Here is a 16006-nt window from a genome sequence, read left to right on the forward strand (position 1 = left end):
TCAGTCGCCGCGTCTTCCGGAACGTCGGACGTAAACGTCAGCCCGAACTGGCCCAGGCACCTTCTGGCTGACCGGCACCGCCCCGGGTAGCGGCGGTGCCAAAGAGTCAGGCTGCGACGGTTTCTGTTCCGGCGATCGACGTGCGGTGCATCATGCGGCCGGTCGATTTTTCGTAGGGGATCGCCCGGTGCATGGCGCCAGTGTTGTCCCAAATCACGAAATCGCCCTTGCTCCACTTGTGGCGCAGGGAGAAAGCGGGCTGCGCGGCCCATTCCTGCAAACGGATCAGCATCGCGCGTCCCGCGGGGATCTCCATGCCGACGATATGGTCAGCGGTGGTGCCGATCACCATAGACTTGCGACCGGACTCATGAGTCCAGACGATAGGGTGCTCCTTGACCATACCGATCCCAAGCACCCTCTCGCGGTGCTTCTCCGGAATGGCGTCCGCGATAGGCGAAAGACTTGCCTTCACGGAGTGCACGGCCTTCAGTCCTTCGAGTGCCTGCTTCTCTTCCTCTGGCAGGCCTTCGTAAGCAGCGTAAGTGCTCGCAAACTCGGTCTCGCCACCCTTGTCCGGAGCGATCCGGCAGGAGAGCAGTGTCGCGAACGGCGGCGGCATATCCACGGTGATCCCGTCCATGTGCCAGAAGAAGGTGCCCAGCACGTATTCGGGCTGCGGATTGATCTTCTCGTCCAGAGTAACCTGGTAGACGTCCTGGTCGTTGCTCTGCACGTTGTTGCGCGCAGTCAGGCGCACCTTCCCGCCCATGAGGTCGGTGATCCGCAGTTGCTCCTCGTCGCTGAGATCGATCTGCGGAAAGACCACCACCGTGCGCTCCTCGACCTTGGCGCGAATCGCGGCCGCGGCCTCGGGCGTGAAGATGTCCTCGCGATTGTCCCAGAGGACCCGCGAACCGATAAATTCCTTGATATTCTCGAAATGGATAGCCACTGGCTGCCTCTCCCGAATGTCGTGCTGAACAGGTGTACAGCGCGCCGTTACACCGGATCGCCTCAACCGTAAACGCGATTGTTGGGCAGCGGACGCTACGTCGTTACGCGCGGGCCGCGTAGATCAATCGCCCCTCGCCCATGAGGTCGAAAACACGCGCCAATTCCCGCTCACCGACGGCAAAGCATCCCTGGCTGCGGCCCAGCTTGCCATGGGCCGGCAGCATATCCGCGTTGGCATACCAGGCGCCATGGACGACAATCGCCCGGTCCAGCGCATTGTTGTTCGTCGGATCCAGACCCAGCAGCCGCTGCGAACGCCCGTGCTTACCTACGTAGTAATTCGCCGTGACAAACGCGCCCTTGCTCGATGCATTGGAATTCGGCTTGTTGGAGAAACGCTGAAGAAAACCCGTGTGCCCCGGATCCGAGCCAGAGCCATGCGCCACGAGGAAATTCGTCGTTTCACCGGACGCGAGGTCCAGAACCTGCATCCGCATCTCGGACGAAGGTTGCGAAAAATCCACAACCGCGATGCGATCACGATGCCGGATGAGGCGATCATGGCGGTCGAGCGCTGCGAGCGCTTCCTTTACCAGTGGCGCATGCTCTTTAGGAGCAGCGGGCACAGAGCCTGGGCGGGCCTGCACGGGTCTGGGAACCATCGGCATGAGTTTGGCAGAAGAAGAGGAGTTCGCTGTCATCCAGCTTCGGTGCGAGGCGCTTACGCCGGCGACCGCGAGCGCGACGCCAGACATGATCAGCGTGCGTCGTTCCATCAGTGGTGTGTGAGGCATACCGGAAATGTAGTGCATTTCCCGCCACTTGGCAGGATCAGAACACGGAAATTAAGACGGAACGAGCCGCACAAGGGATGAAGCCGGGAACGAAAAGGCCGGCCAGGTTTCCCCGGCCGGCCTCTATCTCTGCGATCGAACGGAAGCTTAGGCGCCCGCGACCTCAGTTGTGTCGATCTTGATGCCAGGCCCCATCGAGGACGAGAGCGTGATCTTCTTCACGTACTTGCCCTTCGCGCCCGCCGGCTTGGCCTTGACGATGGCATCGACGAAGGCGTCGAAGTTCGTCTTGAGATCAGTGTCCGAGAACGACATCTTGCCGAGACCGGCGTGGATGATGCCCTGCTTCTCAACACGGAACTCGATCTGGCCGCCCTTGGCGTCCTTGACTGCCTGAGTTACGTTCGGAGTCACGGTGCCCAGCTTCGGGTTCGGCATCAGGCCCTTGGGACCCAGAACCTTACCGAGACGCCCCACAACGCCCATCATGTCCGGAGTGGCGATGACACGGTCGTAATCGAGGTTACCGGCCTGCATGTCTTCCATCAGGTCCTCGGCGCCCACTTTGTCAGCACCGGCGTCCAGCGCTTCCTGCGCCTTGTCGCCCTTGGCAAAGACGGCGACGCGCACGGTCTTACCGGTGCCAGCAGGCAGCGAAACCATGCCGCGAACCATCTGGTCTGCGTGACGCGGATCGACGCCCAGGTTCAGCGCGACTTCCAGAGTTTCGTCGAACTTGGCGCTCTTGAGGTCGCGCAGCAGAGCGATCGCGTCGTCAACGCCATAAAGTTTCTGGTTGTCACCCAGCTTGATCTCGAGAGCCTTAGCTTTCTTGGTCTGCTTAGCCATCGGTTCAGCCCTCCACCACTTCGAGACCCATCGAGCGTGCGGAACCCTCGATGATCTTGGTTGCCTGGTCGATGTCATTTGCATTGAGATCGGCGAACTTGGTCTGCGCGATCTCGGCAAGCTGCGAGCGCTTGATCGTGCCAGCCGAAGCCTTGCCCGGAGTCTTCGAACCCGACTTGAGGCCAGCAGCCTTCTTGATCAGGAACGAGGCCGGCGGCGTCTTGGTAACAAAGGTGAAGCTGCGATCCGAATAGACGGTGATGATCGTCGGGATCGGCATGCCCTTTTCGAGCTCCTGCGTGGCAGCGTTGAACGCCTTGCAGAACTCCATGATGTTGACACCGCGCTGACCCAGTGCCGGACCGATCGGCGGCGAGGGGTTGGCGGCACCAGCTGCAACCTGCAGCTTGATGTAACCGGAAATCTTCTTGGCCACGAGGGGCCTCCTTTCACACTATCGCCGCGCATCCGTTTGGAGAGTTGCGGCTCATGTTAAGCGGTCAAACGGAAAAGCTGCCCTTTCCTCCCGCACGAATCCACGGCACCAGCGGCACCGGGAAGCGGCCCCCTTAGCTTCGACACGCCGGATTAGCAATCCGTTTGCAACGCCACACCTGACGACTGCTAGAACATAGGTCCAATGTGGAGCGAACGAAACTTGGTTTCCGGCCCTCGTGTAATAGAGCTCGCCTCGCGGGGGCGCATGGGGATCAACGTCTTCGCTGCACCCTCGTCCCGGTGAGTACAAACGTGACCACAGCCAACCGCATTGCCTATATCGACGGCCTGCGTTTCGTCGCAGCAGGCATGGTCTTGCTACAACACTACTTCGAGCACCGAACCGGCTTCATGATGCGGGTGGTCACAACGTTGCAACCCGGCGTTGCAGGTGTCGCCCTATTCTTCTTCGTGAGCGGCTTCATCATCCCCTTCTCGGTCTCGCGCGGGTTCAACCCGATCGATTTCGCCATTCGCCGAGTAAGCCGCATCTACCCTCTTTATCTGGTATGCTTGGTACCCTTTGGCCTTTATCAGCTCACCGGCTTCGGCCTTGCAGCACGCCCGGATTTTAGCTCCGAAACCTGGGTGGCGGCAGCATTGCTTTTGTCAGAATACGTGGGCGAGAAGCCGATCATCGGCGCAGCCTGGACCCTACCGTTAGAGTTCCTCTGGTACGGGATCTTCGCCGCCTTCGCATCGACCGGTCGCTCGGGAGTTGCTGCGCAGCTGGAATGGACGATCGCTGGCATAACTTTGCTTGCCCTCGCATTCACGATGACGACCGGCTTACGTGTGCCTGCCGGACGCATATTCATGCTCTACGCTGCGGTGATCGGATACAAGGCGTTCCTGCTGACGGAAGGAAGCTTGAGCCTGCGACAATTCATGCGCAGCATAGCCATCTTCGCAGGACTGCTCATCCCCTCCTTTTACATCGCCTTCAGCGTTCACAGCCACGACCGCGTCCCGTTTGCGCAGGCGCTCTATCCTTGGCTGTTTTCCTTGGCGCTGTTCCTCTCAGTGGTGCTGCTGCCGCGGGTCAGAAACAGCGCGGTGCTAGCTAATCCACTGACGGCGTACCTTGGCGCAATCAGCTACTCGATCTATCTCATCCATGGCCCGACTTACGATGCCGTCCGCAGCATCACATGGCCGACCTGGACGATCCCGATTTCAGTGATCGCCACTTTCGTGCTCGCCAGCCTGACGTACCAGTTCGTCGAACGCCGCGGCATAGATCTTGGAAGAGCGCTCTCCCGCCGCCTGAAGCATCGCGCCCCGACGCTGGCAGTAAGACACGCCTGAGCTGCAGTCATGTCCCGCGAGCGATGAGCATTCGCGGGACAGATCTGAAGCCTGAGTACCTCAGCCTTACTTCGACAGCTCCACCTGCTCGAAATCGAGCTCAACCGGCGTGGCACGACCGAAGATCGACACCGAAACCTTGACGCGGTTCTTGTCGAAGTCGAGCTCCTCCACCACGCCGTTGAATGTCGCGAAGGGGCCGTCGAGAACCTTGACCGAGTCGCCAATCTCGTAGTCGATATTGATGGTCTTGCGCGGCGCGGCGGCGGCGGCTTCGGCGGCGCCGAAGTAACGTGACGCCTCCGTCTCGCTGATCGGCTGCGGCTTGCCGCCCGAGCCGAGGAAGCCCGTCACCTTGGGCGTGTTCTTGACGAGGTGGTACACGTCGTCACTGAGCGTCAGCTTCGCGAGGACATAGCCCGGCATCGTCTTGCGCTCAGTCTGCACCTTCTTGCCGCGCTTCACCTCGGTCACGACTTCGGAGGGCACCTGCACGTCCTCGACATAGTGCGACAGGCCCATGCGCTCAGCTTCGGAGAGGATCGCCTCCTTCACCTTGCTTTCGAAACCGGAATAGGCGTGAATGATGTACCAACGGGCCATGGGTCTCTCTTGGTCGTTTCCAGCGCGAGGCGGACGAAAATCAGATCAGCGAAAGCAGCCACTGAACGAACGAGCCGAACAGCGTGTCGATGCCGAGAAAAAACACGGCGAGCAGCACGGTCATCAGGCCCACGAAGATCGCCGTGGTCACCGTCTCCTGCCGAGAGGGCCAGTAGATCTTGGACGCTTCGGTGCGTACTTGGCGGATGAATTCGCCGGGGCTGGTCTTTGCCATTGTGTTCGTCTCTTGCCTGCTTGCGCGCGAGCGGTGTTGTCTGTCTTCCGCCTAAGGCTCATCGCCGCCCCGGCTAGAGCCGGGAGGGGCAGCGATGGTCCTCTTGTCGGAAGAGATAGGCGATCTAGCTAGACTCGGGCGGGTTTGCAAGCCGCGCCAGGAACGAGTTGGGTGTGCGAAAGAGGATGCGCGCACCATCCGGCAGCGCAACCGGCCTCGCCGTCCCGATATACCAGAGATAGTCCGCCTTCTTTCCTGCGCGAAAGCGGCGCAAGTCGATACGCTGCCACGGCGCATAGACGATGCGCTGGCTGGGGTCTGCAAACCGGCGGTATTCCTTCTGACGCATACCCAGCATGTGCACGTCAGGAAGCGCGAAGTTGGAGTTCTCCAGCGCACTTTTGCGGACCAGAGCATAGCTGCCCAGGTGCTCGAACGGCCCAAAACCCCACTGGTAGCGTGGGATCGCGACGGCGGTGGCGACGCTCGCCCCCTGCGGCACATGATCGAGCGCTTGCAGCATGCGTTCTGACGTGCGCCCGTCCTCGTACCAGTTCACGGTTACGACCCCCAGGCGAACGAGGAACAGGCTGGCAGCGAGCGCCATGCCCCACCTTGGGGCCGGCCAGTCAATGGCCAAGCACCCGACCAGCAGTGCAGCCGTCGTGAGGCGATAGTCCGCATAGTCGCCGCCGAAGATGTGACGGGGCACGAGCAGCGTCAGGACCAGTAGCAGCAGCGCTGCCCAACCAAGCCGTCCATCGATGCGGCGGGTTATGGCAGCAACGGTAAGCACCGCCGCCAACAGAGCAATCGTGACAATGTCCAGCCATTCGACGTGGCTGCGCAAGCCCTTGTAGAGGATTGCCCACTTGTATTCGAGAACGTGCCCCCCGTACGACATCTTCGAGTTGCTGCCCATGCCTGCAAGCATCGGCAGCAGCGGAAAGATCAGCGGCCACGGCGCCAGCACCGCGCTGAGTCCTTTGCGCCGGTACCACTCGTATCCGAATACCAGTACGCCCAGCACGCCCCACCCCGACACGTGGCAGAGCCAAACTACGAAACCGACTGGCACAAACACGAGCCAGCGCCAGCGCCATCCCTCAAGCTTCACCCAACCTGCGAAAGCGAAGAGCGCCAAAGCAAGCGAGAGCGAGTAGTTCAGGAATCCCATCAACAGCGCCGGCGACCAGATCGTCGTGAACGCCAGGATCGGCCCGAACCCGATCCGACCCCGGAGGGTCCAGGCGACCGAAAGAAACGAAAGCCCCGTCAGCAGTGGAATGGCCCAGGTGATGAAGCGCCCTGCCTCCTCGAGGCCGAGCAGAGGCACCAGCGGCACCATGAGCAACTCTACGCCAAGGTTCCCCGTCCACTCCCACTTGAAGGTGTAATACGCCGTCAGGAACGGATCGCGCCCGTGATCGAGCATTACCTTGTAGCCGGCGAGATGTGAGGGGTAGTCCGTCATCTGCGGCGCCCAGGCGACGAGCACCGGAAGTGCGGCCAGCAGGGCAAGCGCAATGCCAAGCCACAGGCCGCGGTCGCGCCAGCCAGCATCGAGTTCGTCGCGCTTGCGCACCCCAACCTCAGTCATCGTGCCGACGTCGGGACGTGTCGAACCGTGCATGTGCGCCTGATCTGCATTGATGGATGCTGGCAGGAGTGGAGGGACTCGAACCCACGGCCCTCGGTTTTGGAGACCGATGCTCTACCAACTGAGCTACACTCCTGCGGGCGCCGTGCCTGTAGAGCGTGGGATCACCGTTGGCAAGCAAATCACCACTCGGTTTGTCACACACTTGAAAGATCACGGGCCGTGGCCGAGCCGAAGCTGCGGCTTTTCCGCGTCAGTCCGTAGCGACAAAGGCGTTACGCTTGCGATCCTTGACCACCTGCCTGGCCGGAAAAACCGTTCCATTCATAGTGATATAGACGCCCGGAGGCAGCGCCTGAGCGCTCGCGAAGGCCATACCCAAGTTGAAAGCGGCATCACTCTCCGCAAACCGAGCAGGCGCAAGTGCGCCGACCAGCACGATGGTGCGCCCTTCGACTTCCTCGAGAGCCGCGGCTGTCTGCACCATGGTATCGGTACCGTGAGTCACGACGATCGACACTTCTGGCGCCTGTTCGACGGCCACTCGAATCGCCGTACGGTCGTCATCCGTCAGCTCAAGCGAGTCTTTGCGCATCAGTTCCGCGATTCGAAACGGATGCGTCACCCGCGCCGTCTTGAGCAGCGCGGACACCATGGGCTCGGCAATCTGGTATTCGCTCAATGCGTCGAAATACTGTTTGTCGATCGTACCGCCGGTGGTCAGCACGAGAATAGGAGCGATCATGTTCGAGCCCTTAGGGGATTGGAATGATGCGCCATCTAACGCTGGAAACAGAGAGCTAAAAGCCTGTGCGCACTCTGCGTTGCGATCAGCAGAATCAGTCCTCCAGAATCAAGCTCGCCCGCTTCGTGTCGCGCATGCGCAGGTAGACGATCAGCGAAATGGCAATCATTCCAGTGACGTACCAGTAGAACGCCCGCTCCATCTCGTTGATCTTGAGCCATAACGCCACGTATTCGGCAGTTCCGCCAAAGATCGTGTTTGCGATCGCGTAAGGAAGGGCGACACCAAGCGCGCGGATATGCGCGGGAAAGAGCTCCGCCTTCACGACCGCATTGATGGAGGTGTAGCCGCTAACAATCACGAGCGCCGCAAGAACAAGTCCGAACGCCGTAAACGGACTGGCTACCGTTTCCAGCGCCCGGAAGATCGGATACGTGAGAAGTACGCCGGCAACGCCGAACGAGATCATGACCGGCTTGCGCCCCACCCGATCCGACAAGGCACCAAAGGCGGGCTGCATCAGCATGAAAACGAACAGCGCCGCGGCGGTGATCCGGGTGGCCTGTTCGACCGAGAAGCCGCTGGTGTTGACCAGGAACTTCTGCATGTACGTTGTGTAGGCATAGAAGGCGAGCGTGCCTCCCGCCGTCAGCGCCATAACCAGGAATGCCTCCTTGGGGTGCTGCCGGAAAAGGGAATAGCTACTTGAGCGGGGCGCCGCACTGCTCTGTGCGTTCGTGAAGCTCTCCGTCTCCTTTAGCTGCCTGCGAAGGTAGAACACGACGACAGCAAGGGCCGCTCCGATCAAAAAGGGAATGCGCCAGGCCCAGCTCCTAAGGGCCTCCTCCGACAGGACTGTCTGCAACACCAGCAGCACCGAAAGCGCCAGGAGCTGTCCTGAGATCAGCGTGACATATTGGAAGCTGGAGAAGAAGCCGCGGCGTTGACGCCCTGCCATCTCGCTCAGGTATGTGGCACTGGCGCCGTATTCGCCGCCGACGCTCAGCCCTTGCAGCATTCGTGCAATCACCAGCAGGACCGGCGCGAGCGTCCCGATTGCGGCGTAACCGGGAGTCAGGGCGATCATCAGCGATCCAGCGCACATCAGCGAGACCGACAGCGTCAGCCCCGCCTTGCGGCCATGTCGATCGGCGTAGATACCCATGACCCAGGCCCCGATTGGCCGCATCACAAAACCGACTGCGAAAATGGCAGCCGCGTTCAACAGCTGCGCCGTGCTGCTGCCCTCAGGGAAGAAGATGGGTGCGAAATAGAGCGCAAAGGCGGAATAGGTATACCAGTCATACCACTCCACCAGATTCCCGGCGGATCCACCGATGATGTTGCGGAGCCTGTGCCCCCTGAGCCCTTCATTCATGCACGGCTTATGCGGAGCAGGCGCGGCCGGCGCAACGCCGCTTCGTGCGAACACGCCGAGCCCCCGTTGATCTTTCCGCAAGCGCGACCTAGCTAGCCCCTGCGGCGACCACGTTCCCGCCCCAGAAAAGGGGAGATCAAGACCGGGACGGCCCGGCAGTTCCTGGTTGAGGTCTGCCATGCCTTGGATATCGCTCATTATCGCCGGTCTGCTGGAAGTCGTCTGGGCTACGGCCATGAAGCAATCGAACGGATTCACGCGACTGTGGCCCAGCCTTATCACCGCAGGCGCCATGCTTGTGAGCTTTGCCCTGCTCTCCTGGTCGATGCGAACTCTCCCGCTCGGCACTGCCTACATGGTATGGACGGGGATTGGCGCGGTTGGCGCCTTCATTGCCGGAGTGGCGATCTATGGAGAGGCGCTTACCTCGGGCCGCATCGTCGCAGCCGTACTGATCGTCGGCGGTCTTGTGCTGATGAAGCTCTCCAGTCACTGAGCCTAGGTAGCGGACAACAGGCGCGGCACCTTTAAGCACGAGAATTGCAATACGATCTGCTAGGCTACGGCCCGTGCACACTCCCGCGACACCCGTGACTATCGAACCGGAATTGCTGCTCCTGGCCTACCGCAGCGGCATATTCCCAATGGCCGACCATCGCGACGATCCCGAGGTATTCTGGGTCGAACCGCGTTTGCGCGCCCTCCTGCCCCTCGACGGCTTCCACCTGTCTCGCTCGCTTGCCAGGACTTTGCGGCGAGGCCGATTCGCCGTCACGTGTAATGCTGCGTTCTCGCAAGTGATGGACGCCTGCGCGGCTCCACGCGGTCCGGATAACGGGAGCTGGATCAGTCACCGCATCCAGGCCAGCTACGAGAACCTACACCACCTGGGCTTTGCCCACTCCATCGAATGCTGGCATGACAGCGAGGAAGGAAAGCGTGAACTGGTAGGGGGACTCTACGGGGTGGGGTTCGGAAAGGTATTTTGTGGCGAAAGCATGTTTTCTACTCGCCCGGATGCTTCCAAGGTCGCGCTGGCGTGGCTTGTCGCTGCGCTCGTAAAGGCGGGTGCACAGCTACTGGACTGCCAGTTCATCACTGAGCACCTCGCCTCGATGGGTGCCATCGAGATCCCGCAGAAGCGCTATCTCGCCCTCCTTGAACAGGCTCAGCCCTCCGGCGTTTCGGCTGCTGGGGGCTCTGGCGCAGGTGCAGGATTGCCTGTCGGAGACGCTGTGGGTGCAGGCGCAGGACTCTCGTTTGCAGTTCCCCTGCCATTGCCCGCCGCATTCGATGCCCTGCTGGACGAGGCTTCTTCCCGTGGGCTTGCTTCCTCACCCGGAAAGCTCATCGCACAGTTCTTGAGCCAGACATCGTAGATGGGATGCTGCACCACGTTCAACGCCGGCGAATTGGCAAAGAGCCAGCCAGAAAAGATCTTGTGCCAAGCCAGCGGCTCCTGCGGCGTGGCACGATCTTCAACGAAGACCTGAACGAAAGCACCCTCTTCTTCCGGCCTTTCCCAAGGCAGAGAACGCTCACAAGAAGCAAGTTTCAGGACGACGTTGCCCACCCGGCGGGTCTCGCCGGGCTTCATCGTTACGTCCTGAGTCAGGTTGTTGCGCTTGTTGAGCAGACCCAGCGTTGCCACGCGGTCCTTCAGCGGTGTTCCATAGGTGTTGGTCCCAGGATCAACAGCCTGCTTGGGGGGCTGCGCAAGCGATTCAGGAATGTCCGTTTCCTGAGCATTCGGCTCCGGCTCGCCTTTACAGGCACCGAGCAGTAGCATCAACGCCGCCGGTGCAGCTAAAGCGAACGCCCTCAACGATGCCGCCTCAGGCGTCCGGCGACCAGGCTTCGTAGTCGCCCGTCGCGCGGGCACGCTTGCCTCCACGCTGCAGTGCGCCCTGCGGAAGATAGGCCTCGCCGGTTCCGGTCGCGTTCGGGGTGTAATCCACTTCCCAGATGCGAGGCGGCGGCAGATGGCTCTCAGGCACGCCGTCATAGCTGTGATGCAGCCAGCCATGCCATTCGGCGGGAACGTAGCTGGCATCGTTGCTACCTGAGTAGATCACCCAGCGCTTCTCGTAACCTTGTGGGGTCTTCTGCTTGGAGGAGCGGTAATACTTGTTGCCTGCCGAGTCAGTGCCGACATGCTCGCCGTGCCGCCAGCTCCACAGCGACGTGCCGATCGTCGCGCCGTTCCACCAGGTGAAGATCTTCGAGAGAATACCCATGATGCTTTGGGCGTTAGCGCCCTTCGCCCGCCCTGCCAAGCGGATTGCCACCTGCCGGGCCGGAGTTCGGGAGGTTCCAGCGGACCTTGTCCCCCGGCTCAATGCCGAGTTCGGCCGCGCGCCCTCCATTCAACTCCAGCACGCCGCTCGCCAGGCCGGCAGCCGGCAATGGCGTCAGGTCGTAAGGCTGCCCATGCACGATGTTCAGAACGCGACCGTCGGTGCCGACATAGATGATGTCGAGCGGGATCACCGTGTTCTTCATCCAGAAGGCAGGCTGGCGGGGTGTCCTCTCAGGAAACAACATGCCCTCATCCGGCGCCATTTCGGTTCGGAACATCAACCCGCGGGCCTGCTGCTCAGGAGTGGAGGCGACCTCAACACGGAAGTTGTGAGCGCCGGTCTTGCTGCTGACGACAAGATCGATCACCGGCAATCCTGAGATCGGGTGAACTGCACCTGGCTGCGTCGCCGCAGCCGCAGCCGAACCGCTGTCCAGAGTGCCCGAGGAACAGCCACCCAGCGCAAGAGCCAGTGCCAGGATCGTCGATGTCATTCGCAAATGTCGTCTCCCATCGACGGCGCGGCTTCAGAATCGAACCCGAGTGCAGAATCGAACCCGAGTGCAGAATCGAACCAAGCCTCTACCGTGGCCATCTCAGTCGCTTCCACGATTCGTCGCGCGTTGTCGAGCGTGTGACCCGCGCGCAGCATGGCGGCGATCTGCTTTTCGCGCTGCGGGCGATCGGGCAGCGGGTCGCACCACGGACCGAACCTGCGCCGCTTGGCCAACATCAGCGCTGCCCGGCTCGCCTGTGCGGCGTCCGGAGCGACTTCCGTACGCACATCCTCCTCCACTCCCGCAGCCCGAAGCGCCTCCCCGACGCGTCGCCCGCCATAGCCGCGCCGCAAGAGGCTCTCGCTCTTCATTCGGGCGAAGGCCGCGTCATCCACATATCCTGCTTCGGCAAAGCGCCGCGACAGCCCCTCCACATCAGGGGCCCGATCCCCTTCCCAGCCCCGCTCACGCAACTTGCGGGCGAGGTAAGCCTCCAGCTTCGCACGGGTGGTGGCGAAGCGTGCGACGTAGGCGAGCGCCATTTCCTCCAGCTTCGCAGGAGTGAGCGGCGACGGTTTACGAAGGGTTCGCGGCATCTTGCCCTATTCGTGCCACACTCGCCTTTGATTGAGGAGAGGCGTTGAAAGCGCGGGAGAGAGTTGTTTCGTACTGGTCAAAACCCGGATAAGGGGCCGCGAAACCGCAAAAAACGTATAACAGCACAAGGTCTTGTGAAATGAACGACACCATCCGACTGGTGCCGGAAGTGAAGGAGCAGACGCTGCTTCCCACCCCCAACGAGGACGTTTTGCCGCGCCGCATGGCGGATTTCGGCACCTTCGGCGAGGCGCTGGACTATGCGGCGCAAGGCGTCCGCGGCCTGAACTTCCACGATCCGCGCGGTGTCCTCACGCGGCCCTACTCCTTCACGGAACTGCGCACGGACGCCCTCGCGGCAGCGTATGAATTGATCGCGCGCGGTTTTGTTCCCGGCGATCGGCTCGCTCTTATCGCCGAGACCGGGCCGGAGTTCGCGGCGCTATTCTGCGGCGCCGTCTACGCCGGGGTCTGGCCTGTGCCTCTGCCCCTGCCGACCAGCTTCGGCGGCAAGGACAACTATATCGAGCAGCTCGCGGTACAGCTCGCCAGCGCCGACCCGAAGATGCTGGTCGGCCCCGGCGAGATCGCCGAGATGACCGCCGCCGCCGCCGTGCGCCAGGGTTGCGAGCACGCGAACTGGCCTGACTTTACGCGAGCCAGCGCCAAGCCGTGCGACTTGCCGAAGACGGACCCGGAAGACATCTGCTACCTGCAGTATTCGTCTGGTTCGACGCGCTTCCCGCACGGCGTGGCAGTCACCCATCGCTCGCTGCTGTCGAACCTCGCCAGCCATAGCCACGCCATGCAACTGGAGCCCAGCGATCGCTGCATCTCCTGGCTGCCGTGGTACCATGACATGGGGCTGGTGGGCTGCTTCCTGTCGCTGATCGCCAACCAGGTTTCGGGCGACTACCTCAAGACGGAGGACTTCGCGCGCCGTCCGTTGGCGTGGCTGGACCTTATCACCCGCAACGAAGGCAACTCGATCTCGTACTCGCCGACGTTCGGCTATGATATCTGTGCCCGCCGCATTTCCAGTCAGACAGCGGTGTCCGACCGGTTCGACCTCTCGCGCTGGCGTCTGGCCGGCAACGGCGCCGACATGATCCGGCCCGACGTGATGCAGAACTTCGTCAACGCTTTTGCGGACGCGGGCTTCAAGGCGAGCGCCTTCCTGCCCAGCTACGGCCTCGCGGAAGCGACGCTGGCGGTCACCGTCATGCCTCCGGGCGAAGGGATTCGCGTCGAGCTCGTCGAGGAAGAGCGCCTTTCGGGAAGCCCGCGCGACCTGTCGCGCCCTGCCCGCTACCGCGCGATCGTCAATTGCGGCAAGCCCGTGCGCGACATGGAAGTCGTAATCCGCGGCGAAAGCGGGCAGACGCTCGGCGATCATCAGATCGGCAAAGTCTGGTGCTGCGGCACCAGCGTCATGCACTCCTACTTCCGTGACCCCGAAGCGACGGAGGCCTGCCTCGTGGATGGCTGGCTGGACACCGGCGACATGGGGTACATGGCGAAGGGTTACCTGTTCATCGTCGGCCGGGCGAAGGACATGATCATCATCAACGGCAAAAATCACTGGCCCCAGGACATCGAATGGGCGGTGGAGCAGTTGCCCGGCTTCAACCACGGCGACATCGCCGCCTTCTCCATCGAAATGGAAAACGGCGAGGAGACTCCGGCCGTGCTCGTCCACTGCCGTGTGTCCGACCCTGTGAAGCGGCTCGAGCTGCGCGACCAGATCCGCGACAAGGTGCGGTCGATCACTGGCATGAACTGCGTCATTGAGCTGGTCCCGCCCAAGAGCCTGCCACGCACCAGCTCCGGCAAGCTTAGCCGCGCCAAGGCCAAGAAGCTGTATCTGTCGGGAGAGATCGCGCCGTTCGAATTGGCGGCGTGATTCTTACCGCGAGCCGGGCGTGAACCAGCGCTGCTGCCAGCCGTAGACCGACGGGACGGGACGGCCGGCGGCATCGCGAGCCGGGCGAAAGCGGAAGCGCTCGGTCGCAAGCTGGCAGGTGATGCGGTCCGCCTCGGGATCGCGGCTCGGACGCAGAACGCGGCAATCACTCACCCGTCCTTCGGGGCTGACGGTAAGGGCGATTGTCACCGAACTTCCGAGCCGCAGATCGCGCGTCGCTCTCGGATAGTCGCGTGCGGACACGATATCGCCCGCAATCTTGACAGCTTTGGCAGCGCTGCCGCCGCCGCCGGTACCCGACCCCGCTGCACCGGCTCCAGTGCCTTGCCCCTCGCCCCCCGCCCCGGTGCCCGGGCCGCTGTCACTTGCCCCCGCCTCGTTCTGCGTCCCAGTGCCTGCAACAGCCGGCGCGGGATCGCGAGCCAGCACCACCTTGGGAGTGGGCGCCACGACCTCTTGCGGCTTGGCCGTCGTCCCGCGCGGCGCTGCGGCGCCTTCTTCCCGCTCCGGTGCCGGGGATGGTACCGGAGCGGGAGAGAGCTCCGGGCTCGGCTCGGGAATCGGCGCGGTAATGATGACGTCGAAAGCCTGAACGACGGGCCGAATAGCATCCGCAGCCAGGCTCGGCGCAAACGCGCGGACCAGCGCCGCAACGGCCAACACATGAAGGATTGTCACCAGCAGTGCGACGCCCAGGCGCGTTCGTCGCGGCGGCTTCATATCGGCATCGGCCATGGCACCTTTGATATAGTACGCCTCCAACAGCTTTGATAGGAGTAGAGCCAAGCAGGTCAAAAGCACTGCACAAGGGAGAGTAATCGTGAGTGAAGCCCAAGATGCGCCGTTTCGCCTCGTGCATGAGGACACCACTCTGCAGGGCTTCGTCTTCGCGCCAGCTGGTGAGGGCCCCCATCCCGCTGTACTGATGTTCCCCGGCGCCACCGGCCCGGCCGAGACCTTTCGCCGGACTGCGCGCGAACTTGCCGATCTCGGCTATCTGGTGATCGGCGCCGACATGTATGGCGTCGATGCGGATATCAGCACGCCACAGGCCGCCGGTGTCCACTTTGAGGCTCTGCTTCATGCACCCGATCGCTTGAGAAGCCGGGTTGTTGCGTGGTTCGAAGCCGCATGCGCACGTGACGACATCGATGCGACGCGTGTTGCGGCCATTGGTTACTGCTTCGGCGGCAAGTGCGTTCTAGAACTCGCACGCAGCGGCGCCGACGTTCGGTGCGTCACCAGCTTCCATGGCCTGCTCAAGACTCATGCGCCGGCACAGGCTGGAACCGTTCGCGCGAAGATCGCCATCTGGACTGGAGGCCGCGACCCTTACGCTCCTCTCGAGGACCTGGATGAGGTGCAACGGGAGTTCGATTCCGCAGGGGTCGACTACCAGTCCACGCTGTTCGCTCAGGCGCAACATTCTTTCACAGATCCAGATCACGATGGAGTTGCAGAAGGGATCGCTTATGATCGCCTTTCGCATCGTGTCTCCTGGGCCGGTACGCTTGCCTTTCTTGACGAATGTCTGCGCTAAAGGTGTGTCGGTCGTACCACAATGGGAACGTCAAAAATCGGAATTGACGTTCGGGATTGTGAAAGGTGAACACCTCGTTTAATAAGGTGCCTAAGCTCAAAGAGCAGGAATAACGAAGTCGCAAAAGCGGCTCGAGATAACAGGGAGGATGGCAGTACCGAAACTGCCCGGAGGCTGCATGC

The 16006-nt window shown here is 62.0% G+C and carries 19 protein-coding genes, 1 tRNA gene and 1 pseudogene; 6 read left to right on the top strand and 15 right to left on the bottom strand.

The window, feature by feature from the left end:
- Positions 1-106 precede the first annotated feature (106 nt).
- Together ABUH87_RS03420 and ABUH87_RS03425 are read right to left on the bottom strand one after the other, a co-directional pair.
- A complete protein-coding gene (locus ABUH87_RS03420) occupies positions 107-955 on the bottom strand; it encodes a TauD/TfdA dioxygenase family protein (RefSeq protein ID WP_367769519.1) in 849 nt (282 codons plus the stop codon).
- A 103-nt stretch (positions 956-1058) separates the two neighbouring features.
- Positions 1059-1604: a murein L,D-transpeptidase catalytic domain family protein gene (locus tag ABUH87_RS03425; protein ID WP_419956656.1), complete on the bottom strand. Its 546-nt coding sequence runs from the start codon at positions 1602-1604 to the stop codon at positions 1059-1061.
- A 19-nt stretch (positions 1605-1623) separates the two neighbouring features.
- Here ABUH87_RS03425 and ABUH87_RS03430 point away from each other — a divergent pair, with 19 nt between their 5' ends.
- Positions 1624-1746, top strand: coding sequence for a hypothetical protein (locus ABUH87_RS03430; protein WP_367770364.1), 123 nt, complete (start codon positions 1624-1626; stop codon positions 1744-1746).
- A gap of 152 nt (positions 1747-1898) precedes the next feature.
- Here the strand turns inward: ABUH87_RS03430 and rplA are convergent, their stop codons facing one another.
- Positions 1899-2600: a 50S ribosomal protein L1 gene (gene rplA / locus ABUH87_RS03435; protein WP_367769522.1), complete on the bottom strand. Its 702-nt coding sequence runs from the start codon at positions 2598-2600 to the stop codon at positions 1899-1901.
- 4 nt (positions 2601-2604) lie between these two features.
- Positions 2605-3036 (bottom strand): 50S ribosomal protein L11, encoded by a 432-nt coding sequence (rplK, locus tag ABUH87_RS03440; protein WP_367769525.1) that lies wholly within the window; start codon positions 3034-3036, stop codon positions 2605-2607.
- Positions 3037-3350: 314 nt separating this feature from the next.
- Between rplK and ABUH87_RS03445 the strand changes: the two genes are divergently transcribed.
- Positions 3351-4406 (top strand): acyltransferase family protein, encoded by a 1056-nt coding sequence (locus ABUH87_RS03445; protein WP_367769528.1) that lies wholly within the window; start codon positions 3351-3353, stop codon positions 4404-4406.
- 66 nt (positions 4407-4472) lie between these two features.
- Here ABUH87_RS03445 and nusG read toward each other — a convergent pair whose 3' ends face one another.
- The 6 genes from nusG to ABUH87_RS03475 all read right to left on the bottom strand — a co-directional run bounded on the left by nusG (position 4473) and on the right by ABUH87_RS03475 (position 8967).
- Positions 4473-5009: a transcription termination/antitermination protein NusG gene (nusG, locus tag ABUH87_RS03450; protein WP_367769536.1), complete on the bottom strand. Its 537-nt coding sequence runs from the start codon at positions 5007-5009 to the stop codon at positions 4473-4475.
- A gap of 40 nt (positions 5010-5049) precedes the next feature.
- Positions 5050-5244, bottom strand: a complete 195-nt coding sequence (gene secE, locus ABUH87_RS03455) for a preprotein translocase subunit SecE (protein ID WP_367769539.1) — start codon at positions 5242-5244, stop codon at positions 5050-5052.
- Between the two features lie 124 nt (positions 5245-5368).
- Complete coding sequence (locus ABUH87_RS03460; protein WP_367769542.1) at positions 5369-6877, bottom strand: hypothetical protein; 1509 nt, start codon at positions 6875-6877, stop codon at positions 5369-5371.
- A gap of 27 nt (positions 6878-6904) precedes the next feature.
- Positions 6905-6980, bottom strand: a tRNA-Trp gene (locus tag ABUH87_RS03465).
- Between the two features lie 117 nt (positions 6981-7097).
- Positions 7098-7589 (bottom strand): asparaginase domain-containing protein, encoded by a 492-nt coding sequence (locus ABUH87_RS03470; protein ID WP_367769545.1) that lies wholly within the window; start codon positions 7587-7589, stop codon positions 7098-7100.
- 94 nt (positions 7590-7683) lie between these two features.
- Positions 7684-8967, bottom strand: a complete 1284-nt coding sequence (locus ABUH87_RS03475; RefSeq protein WP_367769548.1) for an MFS transporter — start codon at positions 8965-8967, stop codon at positions 7684-7686.
- A gap of 178 nt (positions 8968-9145) precedes the next feature.
- On the opposite strand from ABUH87_RS03475, the gene ABUH87_RS03480 reads away from it, so the two are divergent.
- Positions 9146-9463: a DMT family transporter gene (locus tag ABUH87_RS03480; protein ID WP_367769551.1), complete on the top strand. Its 318-nt coding sequence runs from the start codon at positions 9146-9148 to the stop codon at positions 9461-9463.
- A gap of 73 nt (positions 9464-9536) precedes the next feature.
- Complete coding sequence (gene aat / locus ABUH87_RS03485; protein WP_419956657.1) at positions 9537-10346, top strand: leucyl/phenylalanyl-tRNA--protein transferase; 810 nt, start codon at positions 9537-9539, stop codon at positions 10344-10346.
- A 35-nt stretch (positions 10347-10381) separates the two neighbouring features.
- On the opposite strand, the pseudogene ABUH87_RS03490 reads toward aat, so the two are convergent.
- The 4 genes and pseudogenes from ABUH87_RS03490 to ABUH87_RS03505 all read right to left on the bottom strand — a co-directional run.
- Positions 10382-10756: pseudogene (locus ABUH87_RS03490) on the bottom strand (DUF2155 domain-containing protein); the annotation flags it as partial.
- 46 nt (positions 10757-10802) lie between these two features.
- Positions 10803-11204, bottom strand: coding sequence for an NADH:ubiquinone oxidoreductase subunit NDUFA12 (locus tag ABUH87_RS03495; protein ID WP_367769562.1), 402 nt, complete (start codon positions 11202-11204; stop codon positions 10803-10805).
- 13 nt (positions 11205-11217) lie between these two features.
- On the bottom strand, positions 11218-11760 hold the full coding sequence (locus ABUH87_RS03500; RefSeq protein ID WP_367769566.1) for a DUF192 domain-containing protein: 543 nt from the start codon (positions 11758-11760) through the stop codon (positions 11218-11220).
- Positions 11757-12359 (bottom strand): regulatory protein RecX, encoded by a 603-nt coding sequence (locus ABUH87_RS03505; RefSeq protein ID WP_367769569.1) that lies wholly within the window; start codon positions 12357-12359, stop codon positions 11757-11759. Before ABUH87_RS03505 ends, ABUH87_RS03500 begins: the two co-directional genes overlap by 4 nt.
- Before the next feature lie 140 nt (positions 12360-12499).
- On the opposite strand from ABUH87_RS03505, the gene ABUH87_RS03510 reads away from it, so the two are divergent.
- The gene (locus ABUH87_RS03510) at positions 12500-14263 is read left to right on the top strand and encodes a fatty acyl-AMP ligase (protein ID WP_367769573.1); all 1764 of its coding nucleotides are present in this window, start codon (positions 12500-12502) and stop codon (positions 14261-14263) included.
- A gap of 3 nt (positions 14264-14266) precedes the next feature.
- Here ABUH87_RS03510 and ABUH87_RS03515 read toward each other — a convergent pair whose 3' ends face one another.
- On the bottom strand, positions 14267-15019 hold the full coding sequence (locus tag ABUH87_RS03515) for a TonB family protein (protein WP_367769576.1): 753 nt from the start codon (positions 15017-15019) through the stop codon (positions 14267-14269).
- Positions 15020-15104: 85 nt separating this feature from the next.
- Here ABUH87_RS03515 and ABUH87_RS03520 point away from each other — a divergent pair, with 85 nt between their 5' ends.
- Positions 15105-15824 carry a dienelactone hydrolase family protein gene (locus ABUH87_RS03520; protein ID WP_367769579.1) on the top strand — a complete coding sequence of 240 codons (720 nt, stop codon included), beginning with the start codon at positions 15105-15107 and terminating at the stop codon, positions 15822-15824.
- Positions 15825-16006: the final 182 nt, after the last annotated feature.

Origin of the sequence: Novosphingobium rhizovicinum, assembly GCF_040813635.1 — a bacterium.
GTDB lineage: Bacteria > Pseudomonadota > Alphaproteobacteria > Sphingomonadales > Sphingomonadaceae > Novosphingobium > Novosphingobium rhizovicinum.

What these genes read in the sequence shown, in the direction of transcription:
- ABUH87_RS03430 (WP_367770364.1), top strand. Translation starts at nt 1,624, where the DNA reads ATGAGTTTGGCAGAAGAAGAGGAGTTCGCTGTCATCCAGCTTCGGTGC.
- rplA (WP_367769522.1), bottom strand. Translation starts at nt 2,600, where the DNA reads ATGGCTAAGCAGACCAAGAAAGCTAAGGCTCTCGAGATCAAGCTGGGT.
- nusG (WP_367769536.1), bottom strand. Translation starts at nt 5,009, where the DNA reads ATGGCCCGTTGGTACATCATTCACGCCTATTCCGGTTTCGAAAGCAAG.
- secE (WP_367769539.1), bottom strand. Translation starts at nt 5,244, where the DNA reads ATGGCAAAGACCAGCCCCGGCGAATTCATCCGCCAAGTACGCACCGAA.
- ABUH87_RS03460 (WP_367769542.1), bottom strand. Translation starts at nt 6,877, where the DNA reads ATGCACGGTTCGACACGTCCCGACGTCGGCACGATGACTGAGGTTGGG.
- ABUH87_RS03470 (WP_367769545.1), bottom strand. Translation starts at nt 7,589, where the DNA reads ATGATCGCTCCTATTCTCGTGCTGACCACCGGCGGTACGATCGACAAA.
- ABUH87_RS03475 (WP_367769548.1), bottom strand. Translation starts at nt 8,967, where the DNA reads ATGAATGAAGGGCTCAGGGGGCACAGGCTCCGCAACATCATCGGTGGA.
- ABUH87_RS03480 (WP_367769551.1), top strand. Translation starts at nt 9,146, where the DNA reads ATGCCTTGGATATCGCTCATTATCGCCGGTCTGCTGGAAGTCGTCTGG.
- ABUH87_RS03495 (WP_367769562.1), bottom strand. Translation starts at nt 11,204, where the DNA reads ATGGGTATTCTCTCGAAGATCTTCACCTGGTGGAACGGCGCGACGATC.
- ABUH87_RS03500 (WP_367769566.1), bottom strand. Translation starts at nt 11,760, where the DNA reads ATGACATCGACGATCCTGGCACTGGCTCTTGCGCTGGGTGGCTGTTCC.
- ABUH87_RS03505 (WP_367769569.1), bottom strand. Translation starts at nt 12,359, where the DNA reads ATGCCGCGAACCCTTCGTAAACCGTCGCCGCTCACTCCTGCGAAGCTG.
- ABUH87_RS03510 (WP_367769573.1), top strand. Translation starts at nt 12,500, where the DNA reads ATGAACGACACCATCCGACTGGTGCCGGAAGTGAAGGAGCAGACGCTG.
- ABUH87_RS03515 (WP_367769576.1), bottom strand. Translation starts at nt 15,019, where the DNA reads ATGGCCGATGCCGATATGAAGCCGCCGCGACGAACGCGCCTGGGCGTC.